General features: G+C 40.6%; 13 protein-coding genes. 5 read left to right on the top strand and 8 right to left on the bottom strand.

What is annotated here, in order from left to right:
- Window positions 1-54 precede the first annotated feature (54 nt).
- A complete protein-coding gene (locus tag I6J02_RS13100) occupies window positions 55-477 on the bottom strand; it encodes an HYC_CC_PP family protein (RefSeq protein WP_201678334.1) in 423 nt (140 codons plus the stop codon).
- Between the two features lie 346 nt (window positions 478-823).
- Between I6J02_RS13100 and I6J02_RS13095 the strand changes: the two genes are divergently transcribed.
- The 5 genes from I6J02_RS13095 to I6J02_RS13075 all read left to right on the top strand — a co-directional run bounded on the left by I6J02_RS13095 (window position 824) and on the right by I6J02_RS13075 (window position 5,527).
- Entirely contained in the window at window positions 824-1,111 is a 288-nt protein-coding gene (locus I6J02_RS13095; RefSeq protein WP_201678333.1) for a hypothetical protein, read from the top strand.
- A 171-nt stretch (window positions 1,112-1,282) separates the two neighbouring features.
- Window positions 1,283-2,158: a DUF3347 domain-containing protein gene (locus I6J02_RS13090; protein ID WP_201678332.1), complete on the top strand. Its 876-nt coding sequence runs from the start codon at window positions 1,283-1,285 to the stop codon at window positions 2,156-2,158.
- Window positions 2,159-2,191: 33 nt separating this feature from the next.
- On the top strand, window positions 2,192-2,746 hold the full coding sequence (locus tag I6J02_RS13085) for a DUF3347 domain-containing protein (RefSeq protein WP_201678331.1): 555 nt from the start codon (window positions 2,192-2,194) through the stop codon (window positions 2,744-2,746).
- On the top strand, window positions 2,743-3,189 hold the full coding sequence (locus I6J02_RS13080) for a heme-binding domain-containing protein (protein ID WP_201678330.1): 447 nt from the start codon (window positions 2,743-2,745) through the stop codon (window positions 3,187-3,189). Before I6J02_RS13085 ends, I6J02_RS13080 begins: the two co-directional genes overlap by 4 nt.
- Before the next feature lie 82 nt (window positions 3,190-3,271).
- Window positions 3,272-5,527: a multicopper oxidase family protein gene (locus tag I6J02_RS13075; protein ID WP_201678329.1), complete on the top strand. Its 2,256-nt coding sequence runs from the start codon at window positions 3,272-3,274 to the stop codon at window positions 5,525-5,527.
- A gap of 138 nt (window positions 5,528-5,665) precedes the next feature.
- On the opposite strand, the gene I6J02_RS13070 is transcribed toward I6J02_RS13075, so the two are convergent.
- The 7 genes from I6J02_RS13070 to I6J02_RS13040 all read right to left on the bottom strand — a co-directional run bounded on the left by I6J02_RS13070 (window position 5,666) and on the right by I6J02_RS13040 (window position 20,328).
- Window positions 5,666-6,910, bottom strand: a complete 1,245-nt coding sequence (locus I6J02_RS13070) for a glycoside hydrolase family 88 protein (RefSeq protein ID WP_201678328.1) — start codon at window positions 6,908-6,910, stop codon at window positions 5,666-5,668.
- Window positions 6,911-6,961: 51 nt separating this feature from the next.
- Complete coding sequence (locus I6J02_RS13065; RefSeq protein WP_201678327.1) at window positions 6,962-7,888, bottom strand: DUF5017 domain-containing protein; 927 nt, start codon at window positions 7,886-7,888, stop codon at window positions 6,962-6,964.
- A gap of 18 nt (window positions 7,889-7,906) precedes the next feature.
- Window positions 7,907-9,472, bottom strand: coding sequence for a RagB/SusD family nutrient uptake outer membrane protein (locus I6J02_RS13060; protein ID WP_201678326.1), 1,566 nt, complete (start codon window positions 9,470-9,472; stop codon window positions 7,907-7,909).
- An 18-nt stretch (window positions 9,473-9,490) separates the two neighbouring features.
- Entirely contained in the window at window positions 9,491-12,592 is a 3,102-nt protein-coding gene (locus tag I6J02_RS13055; protein WP_201681719.1) for a SusC/RagA family TonB-linked outer membrane protein, read from the bottom strand.
- Between the two features lie 65 nt (window positions 12,593-12,657).
- The gene (locus I6J02_RS13050) at window positions 12,658-14,748 is read right to left on the bottom strand and encodes a polysaccharide lyase 8 family protein (RefSeq protein ID WP_201678325.1); all 2,091 of its coding nucleotides are present in this window, start codon (window positions 14,746-14,748) and stop codon (window positions 12,658-12,660) included.
- Between the two features lie 13 nt (window positions 14,749-14,761).
- Complete coding sequence (locus I6J02_RS13045) at window positions 14,762-16,162, bottom strand: sulfatase-like hydrolase/transferase (RefSeq protein WP_201678324.1); 1,401 nt, start codon at window positions 16,160-16,162, stop codon at window positions 14,762-14,764.
- A gap of 158 nt (window positions 16,163-16,320) precedes the next feature.
- The gene (locus I6J02_RS13040) at window positions 16,321-20,328 is read right to left on the bottom strand and encodes a two-component regulator propeller domain-containing protein (RefSeq protein ID WP_201678323.1); all 4,008 of its coding nucleotides are present in this window, start codon (window positions 20,326-20,328) and stop codon (window positions 16,321-16,323) included.
- Window positions 20,329-20,361: the final 33 nt, after the last annotated feature.

Below are 20,361 nucleotides of genomic sequence, written 5' to 3'. Positions count from 1 at the left end.
CCTCCAACAGTATATGTTGACAGGCTGAGACTACTAAAGTGAATGGGTTATTGTCTAAATACGATATACGCAATGATAAATATACAGCGGAGTTGCCTGTACATAGAGGAGAGGTTGAGGATAATGCTCAAAAGCAAAAGTCAGATAAACGGAAGGCGATTCGAATACAGCTCCAAAGAAACGATGCAGAATAGCTTCGTTCCAGAATTTAAAAGACAGCTCCGTTTTGACAACCTTCTGCTGCTCCTCTGTTAACTTAAGTACTTTTGTCTCGTGCTGGCAACAGCCATCTTTTTTCTTTGTCTGTCCCTTATTTTTACTTACACAGATCGCACAAGGCTCCTCAGGGGGAATAGGTTTAGTGAAAAAGTTGGTTTCCTGAACAGTTTCTTTTTTACAGAAATGTGTCTGAATGGCTACACCAAAGGCAGACATCAGATACAGATAAGAAAGAAAAAGCAGAAATATTTTTTTCATATACGGCACAAAAATGCTCAATTATGGACGTATGGAAGTTATATTATTTCCGGTAATGATTATAGAATTTCTAAGATTCCGGCGAAGTTTCCTATATAGATTTTAGAGTCAGGAAGATTAAAACATATAAAAAACCGGCTTATAAAGCCTTAAAAGCACTTACTTTTCACATCAGCTTTCGCCATAATTCTACACATCTTTTCCATAATAATATAACAGATTGATTTTATTCTTAGGTCTTCATACCCTAATTTTGTATTTGATGTATAAAACATGGTATATCATATTTTCTGTCCTGTGGCTCGGCCTGATATTATCACCGCAGCAGGCTTTCTCCTGTGAACCCATGGAAAAACATAGTCCTGCATCCTCATCACATTGCAACTCCGATCGTAATATCAGATCCAAAAAGTCTTGTTGTAATGATCAGCAAAAACATCACGAAACAAAAGATTGTGATCAGAAATGTAGTGACCAGATCTGCCATATCCCGGCAAAATTAAACCTTTCTGCATCATCTCTTTTAACATTCAATCCACAACTTTTCGACATCAGTAAATCCGTATTCTGGAAAAATGACATGTCGATCCTGTCCGTTTCCCTATCCATCTGGCAGCCTCCCCGATTAGTTTAATCTGTAATGTATAGCCAGAAGTGTGCCCTATCTTAAGAGATGGTCCCTTCTCCGTTTACTCGTAGATGTAAAACATTATATCCACTTGTGACATTATAATATTAATTAATCTATATGGACAACATACCCTGAATCTCATAGAAGATCCCGGTATCAAAAGACAATACTGACATGAAATCACTCAAAAATATATTTTCACTGATCTTATTATTAGGAATAGCAGCTTCACCTGTGCTGGCTGCTGCACAAATCAAAAATGCAAAAACCGAAACTATCCGCATTGAAGGAAGTTCACAAGCCTGTAAAAACCTGATTGAAAAGGCAGGAAGCAAAAAGGGTGAATCTGCACTCGACTGGAATACAAATACCAAGGAGGCTTCACTCACCTACAATAGTCAGAAAACATCAAAAGACGAAGTGCTGAAACGTGTTGCTTTGGCTGGATTTGACAACGAAATGTATCTCGCACCAACAGATGTATATCAGGCACTTAGCCCCGAATGTCAATATAAAGGTGCAATAAAAACGAGTATGGCAGAATCCGGATCAAAGGATATGGATCATTCGAAAATGGATCATTCAACAACAGAGAGTACTAACGAACGTACTGCTAAGGAGTCTAAACTTGAATCTTTATACAAGAATTACTTTACAATAAAAGATGCGTTGATAAAAGGTGACAGCAAAACTGTAACAACAGCTGCTGCAAACTTAAAATCAGCAATTGCAGCCATTAAAATGGGCGAGCTGCAACCAAAAGAGCATGATATATGGATGATGGTCATGAAAGATCTTGAAAAACAGGCCGCAGCTCTTCAGTCTTCAAAGGGTTTGGATAAACAAAGAGTAGCTTTCACTGCATTATCCGAAACTGTTTATAAATTGATCAAAGCTTCTGACCCTGATTATATGGTTTACTATAACCACTGTCCGATGTACAATGACGGTAAAGGAGCGAATTGGTTAAGCAAGGAAAAAGCTATCCAAAATCCGTACTACGGATCGCAAATGCTAACGTGCGGATCAACAAAGGAGATCATTAAATAGTCAGAAGAATTAATGCATATAGCAATTCACATTATGAAAAGAATACTCATGTTATTACTGGCTCCAATACTGTTGATGGCTTGTCAATCTAATACGAAACAAAAAGATAACAATTCAGCAGATTCAACAGTACAAAATTTACCGGTAAGTTCGGATTCTGATCCGAACTTACCAATGGTCAAGGCCTATTTAAACTTGGGAAAATCCCTCTATGAACAAGATCAGGACAAAATAATGGAGACCGCAAATACATTTGCTCAGATACTCAGCTCCCAGCAACCTGACAAGCTGCCTGCAGACTCAAAGGAAGATATCAAAGATATAGTGGATAATACGAAGGAGAATATCCAACACATTATCGATAGTAAAAACAATCTTATCCATCAAAGAGAACATTATGAAATTATCAGTGAGGATATGTATGACTATATTAAATTACAAGATACAAAACATACTCTTTACAAATTTGACTGTAAACAGGGAGAAAAGCCACAGATTTGGCTTTCAGACACGAAGGAAGTACATAATCCCTATCTGGGAAGAGAGAAACAAGCATGCGGTACGCTGACAGAAACTTTAAATGAATGAAAACGACAGGAATAATTGCAGTCATTATAACCGGAGTATTTGTTGTTCTCCAGTTCATTCCTGCAAGTCCCAGAAATATTCAAAAAGATAATAACTTTAGCTTTACCATGCAGTTTTTGCCAACTGAACATGTTACTGGTTTATTAAAGACCTTCTGTTTTGACTGCCATAGTAATCATACCGAATATCCCTGGTACACAAACCTCCAGCCGGTAGAGAGCTTTATGTCTGTGCATGTAAAAGAAGGAAAAGAAAGATTAAACTTTGATGAATTAGCAACCTATAGAAAGCGTAAGAAACTAACAAAATTCAAAAGCATAATTCAGGTACTTCAAGAAAATAGTATGCCGTTGACTTCATATAAAATAATGCATGGATCCCTATCGAAATACGAACGGGACTCTTTAATTGCATATTTTGACGGGTTAATATTAAAAGAATAAAAACTATAAGTCTCAAAAGGAAACAACAAATAAAAATCTCATTTTGAGCTGTTCAGCGAATGGCTCATAATTTAAAATTTAAATGAAAAATCAACTAAGATTAATATTTATATCTCTCTTCGCTTTGTTACTTCTGCAGGAATCAGAAGCTCAGCAAGTCAGGCGTTACGATTTGTATGTAAGAGATACTATCGTAAACTATGCAGGCAAATCTAAAAGAGCGATTGCTGTAAACGGACAGATACCTATGCCGACGCTTGAATTTACAGAAGGCGATACGGCAGAGATTATCGTTCACAACGAACTGAAAGAAAATACATCCTTACACTGGCACGGTTTGTTTCTTCCGAATAAGGAAGATGGTGTCCCCTATCTGACTCAACCACAGATCGCACCCGGAACCACATTTACGTACCGGTTTCCCATTATCCAAACCGGAACACACTGGTATCATTCTCATACGGGATTGCAGGAGCAGATTGGTATGTATGGAAGTTTCATCATGAAGAAACGGGCAGATGACAAGACTTTCCGAAAAGGTATTGATGATCTGCCGGCTGTACCGCTTATACTAAGCGAGTGGACAAATCTAAATCCGGATAATGTACACCGAATGCTGCACAATGCTAACGACTGGGCTGCCATAAAAAAAGGTGCTACACAATCCTATACTGAAGCGATCAAAGAGGGAAAGCTCAAAGTAAAGCTTAAGAATGAATGGAAGCGGATGCTGGCTATGGATGTCAGTGATGTATATTATGATAAGATATTAATGAACGGTAATCCCCTTACAGATCTCAAAAGCGTAGACGGTAAACCTCTCAAAGCCGGCGATAAAGTAAGGCTTCGTATTTCTAACGGAGGTGCATCTTCTTACTTCTGGCTACGTTATGCAGGGGGAAAAATAACCGTAGTAGCCAATGACGGTAATGATGTAGAGCCTGTAGAAGTAGATCGTTTAATTATAGCCGTATCCGAGACATACGATGTAGTCCTGACTATCCCGGAAGATGGTATAGCATATGAATTTATGGCGACAACAGAAGACCGTACCAACTCGTCCAGTTACTTTATCGGAAATGGTGTAAAGCAGTTACTCTCTCCTCTTCCGCGCCTCAAATATTTTGAAGGAATGAAGATGATGAATGATATGATGAAGATGAATGGAGATCTGGATGATATGGGTATGCAGATGAGCCTTAATAAAATGGACATGAATGTGGTCATGTATCCTGAAATCACCGGAAGCAATTCAAAAAAACAAGATCATAGCCAGCACAATATGGATGCTGATCCTGACCGTTATAATGCAAATGCGTTAGGTGATATCGTGACCCTAAATTATACTATGTTGTCCTCTCCTTACAACACCAAACTTCCGGAGGATGCTCCCGTAAGGGAATTAAAATTTGTACTGACCGGAAACATGAACCGCTATGTATGGAGTATGGATAATAAAGTACTTTCGGAAACAGATAAAATACCTGTCAAAAAAGGAGAAGTATTACGTATCACGATTTATAACAATTCAATGATGCGGCATCCTATGCACTTACATGGATTTGATTTTAGGGTAATCAACGGTAAAGGTGAAAAGTCTCCCTTGAAAAATGTTCTGGACATTATGCCTATGGAAACGGATACGATTGAGTTTCTGGCTAATGAGGAAGGAGATTGGTTTTTCCACTGTCATATCCTCTACCATATGATGTCCGGAATGAACAGGGTATTTGAAGTTGGTGATTATAAAAATCCCATTTTACCGGATAAAGCCGGAGCTTATAAAATGCTGCAGAAGGAAAGCAATATGTGGCACTTTATGGCGCAGAATGATTTTGCTACCAACGGGAATGATGGTCAGGCTATGTTACAGAATGCCAGATGGAGTGTCGGAACGGAATGGAGACTGGGGTATAATGATATGCATGGCTATGAAGTAGAGACGCATGTCGGCAGATATATCGGGAAGATGCAATGGCTGATGCCTTTTGTAGGTTTTGACTGGCGTTACCGTAAGATGGGAAAAGATGAACATGAAAAAAATATGTTCGGTCAGACGAATAAGAAAGATAAAAGAGGTGCAGTCAGTTTAGGTTTTATGTATACACTGCCGATGCTGGTCAACTTTCAGGCAGAGGTCTATCATGATGGAATTGTTCGTCTGGCGGTGATGCGTGAAGATATTCCACTTTCTAAAAGATTACGTGGAGATTTTATGTACAATACAGATCAGGAGTATATGCTGGGACTTAATTATATCCTGACGAAGAATATGAGTATACGTACACATTACGACAGTGATATGGGATTCGGTGCCGGTCTGTCTCTCAATTATTAAAATTTCAATACATATATCAGGTAAAAACAAGCCCCTGAACACTTGACTACCGAAAGGTATAGTGTTCAGGGGCTATTTGTTACTGCTGAAGTTTGTTTTATCGGTCAGCTGTTACCGTTGAAACAGTTTGATCTGCCTCTATTTTTTCAGTTCACGATAGCGGTTAAGGGCTTCCAGAAAATAGTAATCTGCATAAGTCAACGGCACATCAATCTCACTGGAATGTGGCATACTGCCCACAGAATGTAACAACAGAAAACCACCATTGGTGCCTGCCTTTGCCAGATATTCATCTGAAGAAAGTGATTTAAGAATATGCTCAGATGCTTCCAGATAGGTTTTGCCTTTTTCCTGTGCATAACCGCTTAATTCAAGAAGTGCAGAAGCAACAATGGCTGCTGCTGAAGCATCGCGGTGTATTACATCATAGCGCTTGGCATCATACGCCCAATCAGGTTTATAGCCTTCCTGATTTACATTAAAATCCCAGTACGGAACTTTATCTTCAGGTAAATTAGCATGATTAAGAAAAAAATCTGCTGCATGTTGTGCGGTTGCCAGATACTTCGGATCTTTTGTTTCCCGGTACATCACTGTATACCCGTATACAGCCCAGGCCTGCCCTCTGGACCAGGTAGAATTGTCTGCAAAACCCTGATTAGTCTGCTGATGTAATACTTTACCAGAAATCGTATCATAGTCTACTACATGATAGGTGCTGTAATCCGGACGGAAATGGTATTTCATAGTCTGATCTGCATGGCTGATAGCAACTTTTTTATATTTATCATCCCCGGTCAGTTTACTCACGTAAAACAACATTTCAAGGTTCATCATATTATCGATTATGACCGGATAATTCCAAAGTGTTTTCTTGTCCCATGACATTTTTGAATTCCACGATTTGATCAATCCAACCTTTGGATTATATCGTGTCAGTGCGGACTCTGCAGACTGAATAAGAATCTTATTATAGGCATTTATTTTTGTGCTGTCTTTCAGGTTTTTTATTGCATTACCATAGGAACAATACATTACAAAACCAATGTCATGGTGCTGGGTCAGAAATTTCCCCTCTTCCAGTGCTTCTGTCCATTTTATAGCTGCTGCTTCCCACTTTGGATCTTTGTTATATTCGTATATATTCCAAAGGCTGCCCGCAAAAAATCCTCCAGTCCAGTCCCATACATCCGTACCTTTCACATTGCCGGCAGAATCCAGAGTACGCGGAAAAACGGTAATATCTTTGGAATTGTTGAGTAATACGGTGTACTGCTCTTCTGCTCTTTTGAAATCTTTAGCAACAAAATTTTCTGAGCTGGAAGAACATGCCATTGTAAGGGCTAACATAGAGAGCGCAGTGGCTTTAAATAATCGTGTCATATCGATATAATTATAATTTATTTTTTAATTGGAGATTCATCCATTCAGTTCTTATTCTGTAATATTAACTGTGACATCTTTAGTAACCTGATCCTGTCCATATATATTTGCATTGGCAGCGACAAAGGTTACTGTATATTTACCAGGCTTTGTATACACATGACTATGGCTATCCATTCGGGTGGCCATGTTTTTGAGTGCAACTCCTGTATCCGGGCTTACGGTAGTTAGATTCAGACCTGAAGTCACTGCCCATACCTGATTACTTCCTACAGCGGCTGCACCACCGGCATACTTAAGGATATTATCGGTCCCAAATATCCATGTAACCGGAGAAGATGGGAGTACTTTTACAAATTTCCATCCTGCTTCTTTTATACCCGATACCGTGAGTACCTGTCCATCGCTTGTGATGGTATTGATATTAAATGCATTGATCCACCAGCGTGGTTGTGTAGATCCCGTCACACCCGTATATTTAAAAGCAAAATAGATTGGCTTCTGAACATCTACAGTCAGACCTGTCTGTTGTAATGCCAGTAAATTGACGGTGCCGGAAGGTGCATAAGTGGCATCGTTTGACTGGATGGGTGATAGCGTAAAGGCACTTGTAATATCGATCCAATCTGATGGAATAATGTTTGCAGCGTCATATACGGCATTAAAATTTTGCGTAGCAAGTAAGCGCAAAGAATTCGGCTGCTGGGTATCAGCACCGTATCTTCTGTTTGACGCAAAAGAAAGCTGGATTACCTCGCTCTCTGCACGTGTACGATCCCGGTATATGTAACGGTGACTTTCTTCACCAGACCAGAATACCAGTTGATCCGGATTACCACTTAACACAAAACGAACAGTATCTCCAACCTTATAATTGGCTTTTTCTGTACTGACCGATAAGGATACCGGTAAATTTTCTCTTTTTTCACATGCTACCAGCAAGTAGCATAATGATAATATATATACTATCTTTTTCATATAAGTATCAACTGATTATTACCACCCCGGATTTTGTTTAATAGCATTATTCAATGAGATCTCCGCAATTGGAATAGGAAGCAGGAGATCCCGATCGGCAACATTTTTCCCAGCCAAAGACATGTATTTAACTGCTGCCGGTGCAGATGCTTCGATCTCAGTTGCAAGTGACTTCATATTAGACTGAAAGAGTCCCCAGCGGATGAGATCATATTTACGGATTCCTTCAAATGCTAATTCGCGGAAACGCTCATCACGAATGAGTTGTCTCATATCATCTTTAGTACCTATGGCTGTACTCTTATCGGATGCTTTGGCCCGGTCACGCACCTGCTTAACCGCAGCTTTGGCTTCTGCAGTAGCTCCATTGACTTCATTTTCAGCTTCCGCATACATTAACAATACATCCGAGTAACGCAGTAATGGAAAATTAATAGGCGTGTAGTTTTTATTGCGGGGCAAAACCCTTTCATATGGTCTCCGGTATTTGGCAGCATGCCGGTTTTCAATATCTGTAGCTGCATAATATACTGAATCGGTAACTTTGTTATTTACATAGGAATATTTGTAGGTAGCGATATTCCAGTCTCTGCGCAGGTCGGTATTTTCATATGCCTGATACAGTCGCTTAGTGGTTGCAATAAACCCGTAGGAATAACCATATGCCTCATCATTACATTGAATTCCGATGGCATTTCCCAGACGACCGGCTTCAAAATCTGCCGAACGATTACCTGCAAACTCAACTTCCCATATAGATTCCTGAATATTGTATTTGTCTGATGCCATATCTTTAAACAGTTTTGCATAGTCACCAATCAACGCATGCTGATAGCCAGAAGAATGCACTACTTTTCCTGACCACTCTAATGCTTTCTCATATTTGGAAACATCGTTAAGCGGAAATCCTGCCATTTTAAGGTAAACACGAGCCAGTATACCTTGTATAGCTGTCCTAGTAACCCGACCTGAATAACCATATTCATTGATGTTTTTAACCATTGCTTCCGCAGCCTCCATTTCAGAGACTACAAACGTATAGATGTCTTTTGCTGCAGTTCCTTCTATATTGACATCTGTAACAGATGCTGTCGGCAATGTTTTCAAGGGAACATTGCCCCAGTGGCTTACCAGCAGGAAATAATAATAGGCTCTCAAAAACTTAGCCTCTCCTATCGTCACTCTTTTTACCGTTTCATCCATTTGCACTTCATTGATCCGGTATAACAGTGTATTTGCTCTTTCAATACCTTCGTACAGATAGCGCCACAATGCACGCACATTACTTTCGGAAGCATCAAAATTGTAGACCGATAATCCTGCCACATAGGCACTCCGGTAATATACACCTTCATCGGAAATAGGAAGGTAAACAGACAGGTTGCTTCCGTACACTTCTTCCTTACCCAGGATATCGTATACTCCTGTCAGTCCGGCCTGTACATCGGCTTCTGTTTTATAATAGTTTTCTTTAACGATGAAAGTAGGGTCCTTATCCAGAAATTTACTACATCCCGGTAACAGGAAAACGATCACCATCAGCAGCACTGCTGTTGAAGAGATATTTTTTATCGTGATTTTCATATTTATCTTTTTAAAGTCTTACAAACCAACATTTACTCCAAATACATAGGTTTTTGGGCGAGGGTATGATGAATAATCAAAGCCCGGTGTCAAAGCCGAATAGTATACCGCTACTTCCGGATCAAAACCGGAATAATTTGTAAACGTATACAGGTTTTGAGCGGTCGCATATATACGCAAACTTCTGATCTTCAACTTACTTAACACTTTCGGATCAAAATTATAACCCAACGACACCGTTTTCAACCTGAGATAAGAGGCATCTTCCACGACACGGGATGAATAAGCATAAGGTCCCATTCCACCGACTCTAAACATCTCATTGGTTTGATTCTCAGGTGTCCATCTGTTTTCAAATGTTGCAAACTGATTGAGGTTGGTTTTGTTTCCTGCCTCAAACCAAAGCCGGTTCGCATTGACTACATCATTTCCATACGACCACTGCATAAACACATTCAGATCAAAATTCTTATATCTGAAATTGTTGGAGAATCCTCCCTGATGAATGGGATAAGCATTTCCGATCACTGTCCTGTCGTAGTTATCGACGACATTATCCCCATTCAGATCCCGGTATTTAATATCTCCGGGGCGGATATTAGATCTCGAATTGCCATTTGTAGTCACTCCGGATTTGAGCTCATATGTGCCGTTAGGCAACAGATTGAAGTCTTCATACTGGTATACTCCATCCCATATAAATCCATAAATTTGTCCGATTGGCTGTCCGATTTTTGCAATATAGAGTGGAATTGAGGTATAGTTTTGATCCCACGGAACTGTGCTTGTAATACTTTCCTGATTTTCGGTCAGAGATACCACACGGTTTTTATTGAATGCGATATTGAAAGATGAATTCCAGTTAAAGTCGGTTTTCTTTATTACATCTCCTGATAAACTGATTTCCAGACCTTGATTAGTAGTAGCACCGATATTCTTGAAAGCAGTGGAATAACCTGTACTCAGAGGCAGACTGGCATTCAACAGCAGATCTGTAGTCTTTTTCTTATAATAATCTACTGTCAACAGTAAACGTTGCTTGAATAATCCAAGATCCACCCCAATGTTAGATTGTTTGGTGCTTTCCCAACGCAGATCGGGATTAGCAATAGAACTCAGATATACGCCTTGTGTAATCGTGTTATTAAAGGGGTAATAACCATTTGTCCCTGGTCCTGTATTATCAAAACTTAACTGGGCATAGGTCGCATATTCATTAACTCTGTTATTTCCTGTCACCCCATATCCCAAACGCACTTTCGCATCTGAAAACAAGGTTTGTTCTTTCATAAAGCTTTCATTGATCAGTCTCCATGCAAATGCTGCCGACGGAAAATACCCCCATCTGTTATTTTTTCTGAATTTGGAAGAACCATCTGCCCGGTAGGAAGCGGTAAGAAGGTACTTATTCTGATAACTATAGTTTACCCGGGCCAGATAAGACATCAGTGACCATTCTGTATTCAGGGAGGTAACAGGTTGTGCAATTCCCTGACTCAAGCCAGCCAGACCCAGATTTTCATTGGGAAGCTGTATTGCAGAAAGGCCATACCGCTTCCAGATATTTTCCTGAAATGTGATACCAGTCACCGCATTCAATGTATGATCTTTACCAAATTTCTTATTATAGGTCAGCAGGTTCTCATTCAGCCAGGTATAGCTATCGGTATACATAATAGAACCGTTCACTTTATTGATACTGGCCCAGTAACCGTAACGCGTCATCGAATTATTAAAAGATTCCTGTCTCCAGTCGGTCTTGTTGATACCGCCGTTGATACGAAGTTTCAGGTCTTTGGTAAAAGCATATTCTGCATACCCATTCGCAATCAATCTGTTGTTAAAATTAGCCCGGTATTCATTTTCCGCAGACATAATCGGATTGATACGATAATCGTTACTGGCATCCACATCAGGATCTATCAATGAATTAACAAGATCGGTATCATTTCCAAATCCTACCGGACGGTATCCCCAGACACTGTACATCAGATAATTCATCGCCGAATAGGTGGCATCCGGTGCAGATGGATTAGTACCCGAAGTTTTAGTTGCAGTATACATGGCATTAACACCCACTTTGAGTTTATTGAAGGTCTGATCTAAAGTCATTTTTCCCTGATATCTTCTGAATCCTGAATTGATAATGATACCATCCTGATTAAATACATTTCCGGAAAAAGAATATTTAGTCGATTTATTTCCCCCCATTACCGATAAGGAATGATCCTGCATAGTAGCTGTTTTGAAAAGCAGATCCTGCCAGTCATTTCCGGTTGCATTACGGTAATCTTCCAGACCTTTACCCTCTCTGAAATACGTGAGTTTGATTCCGACAGAGTCAATATCTCTTTGTAATTTCACAAACTCATAAGGATTCATCAGTTCCATTTTATTGATAATCTGCTGTACACCTACATAACCGGAATAGTTGATAACCGGAGCTCCTTCCTTACCTTTGCGTGTTGTGATGAGGACAACTCCATTTGCACCTCTGGCTCCGTATATAGCTGTAGCAGAAGCATCCTTAAGTATTTCTATAGATTCGATCTCCGCAGGATTCAACACATTGGCATTTGCATCTTCCATCGGAAATCCATCAATAACATAGAGCGGTTCGTTGGATTGTGTCAGAGAGTTAGCCCCCCTTACAACAATGTTAACACCTGATCCCGGTTTACCACTTTCTGAAGTAACCTGCACACCCGCAACGCGTCCGGCAAGAGCTTCCAGAGCTGATCCTACCGGAGCCCGTTTGATATCTTCCATTTTAACGGACCCTACAGATCCGGTTACATCTTTACGCTGAACTTCTCCATAGCCTATGACAACGACTTCATCTAAAGACCGGTTATCTTTACGGAGCGTTACAGACATCGCTCCCGCACCGGGAATACGGACATCTTTGGACTCATATCCGATGTATTTAAACGTTAACACCGCATCGGTACCGGAAATCGTAAGATTAAATTTCCCCTGTGTATCGGTAACTGTACCTGCTTTTGCATTTTGCAGAGAAATAGATACACCCGGTAAAGGCTGCCGGGTTTCCTCGTCATAGACCGTCCCGGTAACGGTCCTTCCCGATTGGGCAGATCCTGTATGCCAGATCAGCATCATCAGGAACAGGCTTATTATTCGAATACTATTCATAAATATTAGTGGTTTATAGTGGTTTAATTGGTCTAATTCATAATCTGTCTCATGGTAGATCCCTGTAACTCCCGTTGCGGAAGAGATATCGTCCGGGGTTGCCCAGCTGTGCCCTGTCCTGCACTAACCGTGATCTGTGTCTCTTTATAAAGCGGATCTGCAATATCCAGAATTACCTGATTGCCGGTTTTTCTCAGCATAAAAACACAGGGCTTATCCGTTGTCAACATCAATCCTGCATGTTCAATTTTGCCAGCCTCATACATTACGCCCATAAGCAACTGATTTGCGGCATGGTATACAATCTGAGCCCGCTTTGTATTTTCGATTACCTGAGCCTGATTCTTTACCTTGGCAAATGCTTTGGCACTGGACAGGGCAGGCAATACACGGTATTCATAGTGTGCATCCTTAGGCCGTATCCCATGATCAATCCATAACTTAAATACCTCTCCTTTAACAGGTGCTGCCTCTCCTGATTTATTGATCCGTTTCCATGACCCTTCCTGTGTTTCTGCTGAAAGAAATGTTTTCTGTCCTTCTGCAATCACATATCCCGATCCATTATGCCACAACCAGGAAGCCGAAACGGGCATAGGAGCTTGTTTTTTGACTGTTGTTTTACCATCCAATTGTATGGCACCCTGTAACCAGGCCTGATTGACGGTAGTGGTAATCGGAACATCCAGATCACTGTTGATATCAGCGCCCAGACAGAGGATTTCCTGATCAAAGAAAAACCATGATTTTTTGGCTTGCACAGCATCGTAATTCATCTGGTAAGCTGTAACTCCATAGAGACTGTCTGATACTCCTCCGGCAAACTGATTATTCCCGCGCACTCCCCATTCTGTATCCATCAGTTTATCCTCTTTATGATCGGGAGATGTCGTCCCCGGAATTTTATCCCATTCCCATACGGGCATTATATTCATGTATTCTGCTCCATTCTGCTGTATATTCATGGCACCATCAGACAAGTATCTTCCATACAAATTTTCACCATTTCCGGCCTCACTTCTGTTGGTACGGTCACTTGCTGTCCGTACAGACACATGATATTCAGGACGGTTATGAAGGGTAAAATCTGCTTTCCAGAAATAACGGTGAACTGGTTTTACCTCTTTTGAAAGATTAGAAGGGTTTTCAAATTTAGCCTTCTCTGATTCGTAAGCTTTTATATTCTTACTATCGATCAGCATAGCGATATCCAGACGTTTAGGCTCATTCGTTTTCAGCAAGATATCTTTTCTGCTCACTCCTCTTCCTTCTACATTAAAATCCATGTATTTACCGCGGTGCATAGGGAGAAAAGTATGACGATAGAAACCGGTTAACAGCGCCAATTTATCCTCAGCAATAAAATAAGGTGTATTGTAAACGTATTTTAAAATTGTGAATAATCCGGTCAGATACACATTCCCATATCCTGAAATATAGAGTTGAGGACCATGTTGTAAATAAGAATAGTCATATTGCAGTCCCTCTTCTCCGTCAACTAATTGTACAGGCTGATACAGCTCGCTCAGAGAATAGCTCAGAAGTTCTTTATCTTCGGTAAGCAGTGATCTGTAAAAATAGTGCATAGCGATATCTGTTTTATTGGCGCCCGTCTTTGCTGCTGCATCACCTCTTTTCATACGTTCTATCAGCTTCTGATCAAGTTCTGCCGGTAGTTTTTTAGCTCCGTAACGGGATAATATCAACAGCACCCCCAGTTGCTGTGGTACACTGATTTCATTATGCCACCAATTGCCGCTTTTCGGATCTTTATCATACCAGAATTGATAGGCCTGTACGATAGCATTATAAAACTTAGGATCATTATAATGCTTTCCGTCCTTGTTGATATAAGACTGAATAAGAAGTGACAGTCGTGTGAGATGATCAGAAGGAGTCCATTTTGTAAAAACGACATCCGCATAATCGATATCATCCCAGCTTCCGTTTTTACTCATTTTGGCCAACATATCTTCTGCCCGCTTATCCGCACCGGCATCCGTTCGCAGGTGATCATCAACGATACGCTTACTGATCGTTCCAAAAGGATAGGTAGCCTGTGCTGAAACGGACTTGGTCAGAATCAGCACAAGAAAGCACATTATTATCTGTAGGTATTTCATAGGTAATTAAATATTAAGGATACTGGCGTTCCATCTTTCTTCCGATGACGTCCATTTTATGTTTCATAATCTGATTATAATCTCCATAGGGACTTACCCAGTGTGGATTGTCGAGACCTTGTTCCCAATGTTGCAGGAGAGCAGTCAGTTCTTTCACTTTTTGAGGCTGAGCTTCTGCCAGATCTTTAGTCTCTCCGATGTCACGGCTGAGATCAAATAACAAAGGTGATTCTCCTCTTACCTGTATAAGCTTCCACCGTTCTTTGCGAATAGCAGCTGCAACCCCTCTTCTCCAGCAGAGATACGCATGAGGTTCCTGATTATTTTTACCGCTTACAAACGGTAAAATATTTACTCCGTCCAGCTGCATGTCTGATCTTACTGTTCCTCTTGCCGCAGCAACGCAGGTAGGAACCAGATCGAGCGAACTGACCAGGCCATTGTAATCTTTACCTTCCGGTAGCTCTTTCGGCCAGTGCATAATCATTGGAACACGGATTCCACCTTCCCATTTGGAACCTTTAAGTCCTCTCAACGGACCATTATCGGCTCCGTTATTGGTAGCAGCCCCATTATCATTTAGAAAAATAAGTAATGTATTCTCCAGTTGCCCGCTTTCCTTTAGCTCAGCGACTATGCGACCGATACCGTCATCCATAGCAGACATAAGTCCCGCATAACTCCGGCGCTGAGCATCTTTAAGGTGCGCAAACTGTGCTAACTTTTGAGGTGTTGCCTCTACAGGAGTATGCACTGCATTATAGGACAGATATATGAAATATGGTTTATCCTGTTTTTGGCGAATGTAAGATATGGCTTTATCCGTAAACATATCCGTAAGGTAATAGACATCCTTTTCATCCACTTCGGTATAATCATTCAGGATCTTTTCTTCCTGCTTAATAGCCGTTCGGATAGGGAAAAAGCTACGGTGACCACCTATAAATCCAAAAAAATGATTAAATCCTTTATGCAGCGGATGATGCTTTGTCTCATTTCCCTGATGCCATTTTCCGATAGCTACTGTTTCGTATCCGTTTGACTGCATCTGATCAGCAATAGTACGAATGGTATCCGACAAACCTACATCCTGAATCTGATAGCCTTTTGCTGGTAAATCAGAGACGTTGTGTTCAAATCCGCTTCGTTGTTGATATTGTCCCATTAACAGACCTGCACGTGAGGGTGCACATACCGAAGCAGTCACATAACTGTTTGTAAAACGAATTCCTCCCTGAGCAAGGGCATCTATATGTGGAGTAGGAATATCCGGACTTCCATAACAGCCAAAGTCTTCGTATCCACCGTCGTCTGACAGAATAAGAATAATATTAGGACGCTGCTGCGCACTAACAGATCCCGTTGTCAGCATGAATAGGGTGAACAGAAAAACGATTTGATTCAAGGTTCCCATTGATCACGTCATTAAGTTTATCTACAATTTGGTCATATCGGTATAGCATACCTGTATTCCGATAGTCAAATATTCAAAGATCCGGGAAACAGAACAGGGTAATATTTTACTTTTTTAGGGTGAAAATTTTACATTATGCCTCTGTTATGCTTTATCAGCTATTTTTTAGAATAATCTGTAGGATTCTTTCCAAAATATTTTTTGAATTCTTTACTAAAATATTTTGGATCGTTGAAACCAACTTTGTAGGCAATCTGAGACACGGGCAGATCTGTCTCCTGCAGCAGCGCAGCCGCACGATTGAGACGGAGTATTTTAATAAAATCACCTATAGTCAGTCCGGTTAGTGTCTTGACTTTTTTATAAAAAGCAGTTTGCGAAACCCCCATATGTGCGATCAGATCCGTTACACGCAGATCTGCATCTTCCAGTCTGTTTTCTATATGGGATTTCAACTCTTTGAGAAAAACAGCATCTATATCCGTATAGGTTTCTTCTGAGGTAGGATTTAAGAGAGATTCTGTATATTTTTCCCTCAGGCGGTCTACATGATCCAACTGGTTGCTGATCTGCAGTAGTAAAACCTGTATACTAAAGGGTTTGATAATATATGCATTGGCTTTTGCCTCATATCCGGCTGTGATCTGCACTTCCTTGTCCATTGCAGTTAACAGAATTACAGGAATATGACTGGTTGCAGGATCAGACTTCAGTATACGTGTGAGCTCCACCCCATCCATTTTCGGCATGGATACATCAGAAATAATCAATTGCGGAAGTATCTCTAATGCCATCTGCACACCCTCTTCACCGTTTGCTGCGGTATATACATCATATTCCAGCTCCAGTGATTTGAGCAAAAAATCTGCGACATCTCTGTTGTCCTCCACAATCAGAAGGCTTCTTTTTAACTTAGGATGTATAAGGGAAAGTTCGGCAGACGGAATGCTTACCTCTGTATTATGCCGGAACATCGTATTTTCCGGACGTACAGGATAGGAGGCCGGTACAGAGGCCGGCAGTAGAATAGTAAATGTGGTTCCCTTTTGAGCTGTAGATTGAACATGGATTGTTCCTCCATGCTGTTCAACGATAGCTTTACACAGTGACAGTCCTATTCCCCAGCCTTTTTCACGCACCTGGTCACTCTGATAAAAATTCGCAAATACTTTCTCCAGATCTTCCTCAGCGATCCCCATACCTGTATCCGTGATGAAGACAGCTACTTTAGTTTGCTGTCTTTCAGCCTCTATACTGATTGATCCGCCTGCAGGTGTAAATTTGATTGCATTGACCAGCAGATTGGACATTACTTTACTGAATTGATAAGGATCGAGATAAACAGGCTCTGTAACGGTACATTTCAGGGTAAAGTGGATTCCACCTGTATGAAAAGCCTCCTGAAACAGCTCAACCTGTTCCTCTATAAAAGGCAACAACATCACTTGCTGTAATCTTAATTCCACTTTACCTTCTTCGATTTTCCGGAAATCCAGCAATTCATTGACCATCAACAAGAGGCGATCTACATTCTTTTTGATGATACCAAGGTAGTAGGATCCGGTTTCCTTTTCGCGGATCTGTTCCAACAGCTTATCCAGCGGAGCGACAATCAGTGTCAGTGGTGTACGGATCTCATGTGATATTTTAGTAAAGAAATCCAGTTTTGCCTGATAGAGACCATCCAGATCCTTTGCATACTTCTGCTGATAGAGCAGTTCATTGCTCAATTGGATCTGCCGGCGTCTGAAGCGGTCAAAAAGATATCCTCCGGAAAGCAGAATCAGTGCATAGAGCATATAAGCCCACCAGGTCTGCCACAGAGGGGGCCGAACTTTGATAGTCAATGCATACGGTTTATCCCCCCATTTACCGTCTGCATTTGTAGCATTGAGCAGCAAGGTATAATTTCCGGGAGAAAGATTCGTATAACTGGCAACGGGTTGATCCACGTTGTTCCATTCCTGATCAAAACCATCAAGTTTGTACCTGTATTTTATTTTAAACTGATTGATATAGTCAATGGAGATAAAATCTATGGTAAAATAATTCTGGTCGTAGTTGAGTGTAAGCCCGGACATCAGACTTATATCGTGATCCAGCAAATGAGTAGCATCGTCGGGATGTACAATCGTGTTGAACAGTTTGAGTGCCGAAAGCCTGATTTCGGGATTCTTAGTTTGTCCGGTAAATTGCTTCGGATTAATCTCGACAAGCCCTTTATAGGTACCGAAATACAAACGACCATCATGGGCACGGGTCGAAGCATTAAGACTAAATTCGGAAGACGGTAGTCCGTCATGTGTATCAAAAAGCTGGATATTGCCGGTTTCAGGGTTTAATCTGGCCAATCCTTTATCCGTAGCTACCCATACCATTCCCTGTTCATCAAATTCCAGAGACATTATATTGGGACTTGGCAGACCTTCCTGTAGACTCCAGCGATCAAATTTATGTGTGGCTTTATCAAATCTGTAGACACCTCCCTTATAGGTTCCGATCCATATTTCTTTGGAAGGACTTTCCCGGATACAATGGATATAAGAAGATGTAAGCCCTTCCTCTCCTATCTCATACAGTTCAAACTGAGTGGTATTCTTCCATAGCACATTTAACCCCTTAACTGTTCCAACCCAAACATTCGCAGATTGATCGATCAGGATATCCTTGATGTAATTGTTAGACAAACGGACTTTGGAGGTATCGTTAATATAAGAAAAACGTTGTTGTGTGCTGTCATAAATATTGATCCCGTTGGAAGCAGTACCAATCCAATACTTCCCGTCCGGATGTCGCTGAATGCTGCTTATGTATCCCTGATTAAGCATATGCAAGCCGGGAGAAAACGACTGTATACTTTTCCCATTCTGTTGCAGCACATCTATTCCTCCGTCAAACAAGCCTACCCATATCCGGTCTTTATCTATCCATATGGATTTGACTGTAGAAGAACGAATTTGCCCGTAAGTCCCGGATATACTTGTAAACCTTTGGGTTTTCCGGTCCAGGTAATCAAGACCGTTGCCTTCTGTCCCTATCCATAAATTGTCAAACTTATCGACTTTCAACTGACTTATCAGATCTCCGCTTAAACTATTGACATACGGATTAGCACGATATATTTTAAAGTAGGATTTGGTCGGATGAAATACGGATACACCTCCGAAATTGGTACCTAACCAAATGGATCCGTCCTTATCTTCAAATATATCTTTAATGGAATTGTCCGAAAGATTGCTGCTGTTGGAAAGATCTTTATGTATCTGATCTATACGTCCGCTTTTCAGATCCTCAATAGTCAATCCGCTCATTGTACCGATATACAATTTTCCGGATCTTTTGGAATAGATGATTTTGCGGATAATATTATTACTTAATTTACCATTCTCCTTTGTATAATTATGTATAATACCATTCCGGAGATCATATCGTATAATTCCCTTATTATCTATTCCTATGTAAAGCTGATCGTTTACGCATTCCAATGCTCGGACAAAGTAAGATCCGGAAGGATGCAATATCCCGGATTGCTCTATCTTAATTTTATGATTTTTTGGGATTTGAATTTTATTTAATCCTTTATCTGTCCCTACCCATATATTCCCTGCAACATCTTCACTGATCGTATTTACTTGCTGACCGACAAGCCCTTCCTTATCACCTATATGAATAAATTTCCGGGATTTGTTGCTTTCCAGATAACTTAAGCCTTCATTAGTTCCGAAGAATATTTTTTTATCTCTTGTAATGTAAATGCAAAGTATTGCAAATGAATGTGGCCTGCTTTTGCCAGCTACCTGATAATTAATCTGTTCAAAACGGTCTTCGGCCAGTGAATAGTAACTGAGTCCTTTCTGTGAACCAAACCAGATATTTCCGGTTTCATCTTCTTTGATACTGTAGATATAATCATTGTCTATAAGCGTGGTCGGGTCATCTGCAGTATGTGAATAATGTGAAACAGTACGACCGTCATAACGATTGAGCCCGTCTCGTGTACCAAACCACATAAAGCCCCTCCGGTCCTGCCCGATAGAAAGTACGGTACTGTTGGATAGCCCGTCTGCTACTGATAAATGGTCAAAACGGTACTGCGCGAACGATACATCAGGTAGAAATAACAGCAACAAAAAAAGATAGTATACTAATTTCGGCTTATAGGTCATAATTCAAATATAATTGAATTTCTAAATAATAGA

It is taken from the genome of Sphingobacterium spiritivorum (genome assembly GCF_016725325.1).
GTDB lineage: Bacteria > Bacteroidota > Bacteroidia > Sphingobacteriales > Sphingobacteriaceae > Sphingobacterium.
Note: the sequence above shows the minus strand (reverse complement) of the source record. Positions and strands in the feature narration are given on the sequence as shown.